Raw genomic sequence first — 5,550 nt, 5'->3', positions numbered from 1 at the left:
GTGTTGGCAGAGGATGCTATTAAAGCAGCAATTAATGATTTCCGCGTAAAAAATGGCTTAGAGCCAATTGCAAGCGAAAAAGTACATCATTAATTGGTAGCAAGTATCAAGTAGTTAGTATCAAGATATAGTTGGTACTAATTTTGATTTAAAATCTTGATACCTGATACTAATTACTAAATACGAATAACAATGGTAACGATAACTGATAAAGCAAAAAGTAAAATAGAACACCTGATGCAGGATTCGGGGATGGATGCCTCTTATTTTCTGCGTGTATCTGTTCAGGGGGGTGGTTGCTCTGGTTTATCATATAATCTTGATTTTGATAACGAAGAGAAAAAGGGCGACCAGTTTTTTGAAGACCATGGTATCCGTTTCGCGCTCGACATGAAGTCATTCCTGTACCTTGCCGGTACCGAGCTTGATTTTACTGATGGACTGAACGGTAAGGGTTTCAGTTTTAATAACCCTAACGCCAGCCGTACATGCGGTTGCGGCGAAARCTTCTCTGTATAAAATTTACTATGAAATACTAAAAGCGGCCCCAATTTGGGGCCGCTTTTGTTTTATACCCTGCCCATGAAGTCATCCTGAACTTGTTTCAGGATCTCTCAGGATAGGTTAAATTACCATGCCTGCAATCCTGCATGTGGGATGCCGAAACAAGTTCGGCATGACCTGTTGATTAAGGGCTAAAACATCTTCTCCGCATCCACCCCATCAGGAATGGCTTGCTCCACGCTCCAACGCTCGGCAATTTTATCGCGCGCTATCCTAAAGATCTCGTAAAGTACATAAGATTTCCCTCCTCTTTTAAATTCAGATTGAACTACCGCATAATTGCCTTCGCCGATGACCCGGTGTATTTTAATTTCCCGCTGTGGAGCATCACTTAAGTAACTTACCAGGCTTTTACCGCTACTAATTACCGCCGGATCATGTTCTGTATAATCCAATTCAATAAAATCAGCAGCAGTATTTTTATTAATAATGGCTTTATAAAACTGCTCAACAATATGCTTGCTGTTTGTTGCGGATGCGCTTACGTCAATTTCAGTGCTGCCATTTGTTGCGGTGATAGCCACACCTGTTTGATCGGGCATGGCTTGTATCACATCCCAATGTTCGGCCAGCATACCATCTTTCAGCTTAAAAAGATCGATGACCGCCATACGTTTGCCCATAAACTGAATGTCGAGATGTGTAACCACCAGATCCCACTCCTGTATGGCCCTGATGATGGGTGACTTTGCTCCGGCAGGCGGCGGAGGCAGCGTTTTTAAATAGTTGATCATCTCTGTGATGCCAGCCCTGCCCTGTTTAACCGTAGGATTATGCTGTATATAATCTTCCCTCACAAATTCAGGTATCAGCTCAGCTTTGCGCTGGCCAACAATTTGTTTATAAAATGATAGTACGCTTTGTTTATTGGTTAAGGTATCCATAATAGTATTTGCTTTAACAGCCGGGCATACGCATACATAAATGTAGCAAAAGCCCAAAGCCAATAGGTTTGTAATTTTCATTACTGTAATAAAAAAATAAATGATGTAAAAATTAGTTCGTACGAAACACTGACGCTAAAAGCTCAGCATTTTAATAACCTGCTTAGCAGGCCGGATTTTTGGCAATCCTTGTTTGATATGTTGTTGAAGTAATTATGGCTTAAAGATAGTTTATTTTAGGATAAAGGGTGAAGGATTTAAAGACAAAGGATATTAAACCTATTGACGGCTCGACTCACCCGACCATCGCTGCGCTCGGTCACCCTCTCTTCGCCTGCGGCGCAAAGAGGGCGTTTTTCTTTGTCATCCTGAGCAGAGCGAAGGATCTATTCGTGAACTAACATGGTGTTGAATAGATGCTTCACTATGTTCAGCATGACAAACTATATTTTCAAACACCCTCTTTCCGCCGCAGGCGAAGAGAGGGTCGCGAAGCGTGGGCGAGGTGAGTCTATTCGCGAACTATTTACCAATGAACAATTGACCCAATGACCCAACCTATTCCTCCGCTGGTGCCGAATAGAACCGGCTATCAAAATTCACCAGGAAAAGTTCGGTAGTGGCACGGGTTACGGCGGTGTAAAACCAGCGTAAAAAATCCATATTTATCATTTCCTCGGTAACGTAACCCTGGTCAACAAATACGGCATCCCATTGCCCACCCTGCGCCTTGTGACAGGTAATGGCGTAGGCAAACTTTATTTGCAAAGCGTTATAATAAGGGTTTAGCTTTAACTCGTTATGCATGGCGCGTTTATTGGCCAGGTGCTCATAATCTTTCATCACCTCCAGGTAAAAGCGTTTCTGATCGGCCTGTAACAGGGCCGGCGATTCGGCGTACAGCGTATCCAGTAGTATTTTGCAATCCAATATTGGGTCTTCGGCATAATCAATAAACTCCAGCTGCACATCGGCAAAACGGAAACCATACATATCCTCAATACGACGTACCTTTTTTATGCGGGCAATATCGCCATTGGCAATAAAGCCGGTACTGCTTTCGTCCTGATCCTGCAGCCAAAAATAGTTGTTTTTGACCACCATGATCTGGTCGCCACCGGTAAGCTCCTCTTCACGCAACAAGATCCGGTTCCTGATCTGGCCGTTATACAGGTTGGCATTTTTATTGGATCGGCAGATGATCAGCGTACGGTCATACCCATACTTGTTATAGGCATAATTAAGCCCCTCTTCCAGGCGTTCGCCTGTCATCCTGAAAACATCCTTATAACCTTTGGTGACTATCTTAGGCGTAGTTATTTTTTCCTTGCGGATGATGTCACGGATCCGGGTAGCGTTAAGCAAGATCCCCGAGTCTTTAGCCTGGCGCAGTACATCAGTAAGCTCATAGCTAAATACAGTTACGGCAAACTTCCCTTTCATGATCTGCTCATCCAAGGCGGGGCTATTTTCAGAGCCTACAGGGGGCAGTTGAGCGGTATCGCCCACCAATACCAGTTTGCAATTTTTAGTGTTGTACACATATTTTAACAGATCATACAACAACGATGCCCGGTTACTGCCATTGGGCTCGTCAGATATCATGGAAGCCTCATCAACAATAAACAGYGTATCGCTGGCCAGGTTATCCGCAATAGCAAAACCCTCATCAAGGTTCAAGGCAGATTTTTTACGGTATATGCGCTTATGTATGGTAAATGCCTTGCGGCCCGAATAGTTAGTGATCACTTTAGCAGCACGCCCGGTAGGCGCCAGCAAAACAGCTTTATATTTGTATTGGCGCAATGCTTTTACCAAAGCGCCTAATACCGTGGTTTTACCCGTACCGGCATAACCTTTTAATATAAAACATTCGTCGCCGTCATCGCTCAGCAAAAAGCTGTGCAAGCGGTCAAACAACTCCAGTTGCTGGCCGGTGGGCTGGTGCGGAAAAGCTTTGCGTATATGATCAGTTTCTGTCACCTTGCAAAAATGCTGATAAGTAATTTAATTAAGTAAGATTAGTTTTACATTTGACCATGGAATTTGATGAAAATAAAGACGAGGAAACAGAAGATAAATATACTGAAGATGAATATGTGGATATTTATTCAAAAGGGGCCATATTAGGGTTTTCAGCTTTCTTTGGGGTTATATTTGGTGGTGTACTGCTTATGCTTAATTTAAGGGCCGCCGGATTCAAAAGAGCAGCCTGGCAGGTTTTAATCTTTTCAATATTTTACCATGTCCTATCGGGTATTATCATAAGCTCAACAGGCATGAAGATTAACGTGGCCGCCATCAAAGCGGGAGCAAATGGCACGCAGTTAAGCCCTGAGCAGATCCAGTCAGTTATAGCACTTTACGCTTTAACTTTGGTTGTTAATATAGCAGGAGGCCTGGTACTTACCAGGTACTTTTTCAAAAAGTACTTCCCTGACAATGATTATTACCCAAAACCAATCTGGACACCTTTGTTAGTAGCAATCCTGATAGCGATAGCTGCATCTTATATAGTAAGGATAGGCTAAGTGCATTTTTAATGGCAGCATCTGTTGTATCTGCCAAAAAATATTACTTTTGTTAAACTGGCATGAGCGAACACAATTATAATTACCATGATGATGACTTTAGCCTTAACCAGGCCGAAGATTATACTTTATTGATCCAGATTGATAAAACATCGTTTTCATATGCGATTATTGATCAGGATAAATTGATTGCCTGGGCCGAAAACCATTCCCTGGAAGAATTTAGTGATCCGCAGGAACTGCTTGATCTGTTGTCTGCCAAATACAAACAGGTGGTTATTGGGTTACCGGCTACCGGTTTTACGCTGGTACCACAGATCTTGTTCAGCCAGAATCGCATTGCCGATTTTGCCCGTTTCCTTGATGTAAAACCCAACGAAAGGGTATCGGCCCAATCATTAGATAATGAAAATGTTATTGTTTATAAAACTGACAAAAACATCATAAATGCTGCCGAAGAGTTTGGCCTGCGTAATACGGTATTTTCATCAAAAGGATGGATAGCAGCCATTGCTAAAAATAACCCCGGTGATAAGGACTTATATCTGGATATAAATGGAGATAATGTGGAGTTTGTTGTTTTCAATAACGGTAAACTGCGTTTTTATAACAGGTTTGAATTTAAAACCAGCGACGAGCTTGCCTATTTCACCGCGCTGGTAACTACCGAACTAAATCTGCAACCTGCTGATACCAATCTTTATATAAGCGGTGATATTAACGCTGAAGATGAAAGCATTAGCCGCCTGGCCGAGTTTTTTGGCAAGGTACAGCCCAATGATCTGCAGGTGTTACAATTACCCGAAGAGATCGCTTCACACAAACTATTGTCAATTGCTGCTTTATCGTTATGCGCATCATCGGAGGTAGTTTAAAGGGTTTAAGGCTCAATCCACCAAAAAATCTTCCGGTACGCCCTACTACTGATCTGGCCAAGGAAGCATTGTTTAACATCCTGCAAAATCAAATTGAGTTCGAAGGCATTAAGGTGCTCGACCTGTTTAGCGGTACAGGTAATATATCCATGGAGTTTGCCTCAAGGGGTGCCGCGCAGGTAATAGCTGTTGACCGCAGCATACATTGCGTAAACTATTTAAAAGACGCGTCGCGCCAGCATAAGCTTGATCAGATAAAAGCCTACAAGGAGGATGTTTTTAAATACCTGCAAATAGAAACCGAGCAGTACGACCTCATATTCGCCGATCCTCCTTATGACCTTAACAAGATCCCCGAAATACCCGGGATAGTTTTTGAAAGAAACATCCTGTTACCAGGAGCACTATTAATAGTTGAACATCAGTCGTTGCAAAACCTGAGCAAACATCCTGCTTTTGTAGAGCAACGTAAATACGGGCATTCGTCTTTCTCTTTTTTCAGGAACGCAAGCCTCTCCTAAACGGCGTAGCCTTCATGAGCAGCAATAAAACATTAATTGCGAATAGTCCTGTCCAAAGCGGAGGACTTAGATTTGTGTGCTTTCTTTTTTACACCCTCTCCATCTGCTACTGTGTGTGCACAAGTTTATATGCTCCGTTAGGAGCTACCTATTTGTAGATAACGAGGTTAAAAGT

Annotated in this window: 6 protein-coding genes; 4 read left to right on the top strand and 2 right to left on the bottom strand. The window is 42.7% G+C overall.

The annotated features are described in order from the left end of the window. The first annotated feature begins 192 nt into the window (after positions 1-192). Entirely contained in the window at positions 193-519 is a 327-nt protein-coding gene (locus AC1DRQ_RS29140; RefSeq protein WP_477429277.1) for a HesB/IscA family protein, read from the top strand. A gap of 176 nt (positions 520-695) precedes the next feature. Here AC1DRQ_RS29140 and AC1DRQ_RS29135 read toward each other — a convergent pair whose 3' ends face one another. Next, complete coding sequence (locus AC1DRQ_RS29135) at positions 696-1,529, bottom strand: nuclear transport factor 2 family protein (RefSeq protein ID WP_477429275.1); 834 nt, start codon at positions 1,527-1,529, stop codon at positions 696-698. 477 nt (positions 1,530-2,006) lie between these two features. After that, positions 2,007-3,431, bottom strand: coding sequence for an ATP-dependent DNA helicase (locus AC1DRQ_RS29130; RefSeq protein ID WP_477429273.1), 1,425 nt, complete (start codon positions 3,429-3,431; stop codon positions 2,007-2,009). A gap of 56 nt (positions 3,432-3,487) precedes the next feature. Between AC1DRQ_RS29130 and AC1DRQ_RS29125 the strand changes: the two genes are divergently transcribed. The 3 genes from AC1DRQ_RS29125 to rsmD all read left to right on the top strand — a co-directional run bounded on the left by AC1DRQ_RS29125 (position 3,488) and on the right by rsmD (position 5,375). Continuing rightward, complete coding sequence (locus tag AC1DRQ_RS29125) at positions 3,488-3,979, top strand: hypothetical protein (RefSeq protein ID WP_477429271.1); 492 nt, start codon at positions 3,488-3,490, stop codon at positions 3,977-3,979. 62 nt (positions 3,980-4,041) lie between these two features. Beyond that, entirely contained in the window at positions 4,042-4,854 is an 813-nt protein-coding gene (locus tag AC1DRQ_RS29120) for a DUF3822 family protein (RefSeq protein WP_477429269.1), read from the top strand. Beyond that, positions 4,830-5,375 carry a 16S rRNA (guanine(966)-N(2))-methyltransferase RsmD gene (gene rsmD, locus AC1DRQ_RS29115; RefSeq protein WP_477429267.1) on the top strand — a complete coding sequence of 182 codons (546 nt, stop codon included), beginning with the start codon at positions 4,830-4,832 and terminating at the stop codon, positions 5,373-5,375. The genes AC1DRQ_RS29120 and rsmD overlap by 25 nt, the downstream gene beginning before the upstream one ends. The last annotated feature ends 175 nt before the right edge of the window (positions 5,376-5,550 follow it).

The sequence above is a fragment of the Mucilaginibacter sp. P4_E8 genome (assembly GCF_056401495.1).
This window is presented reverse-complemented; position numbering and strand designations above follow the sequence as displayed.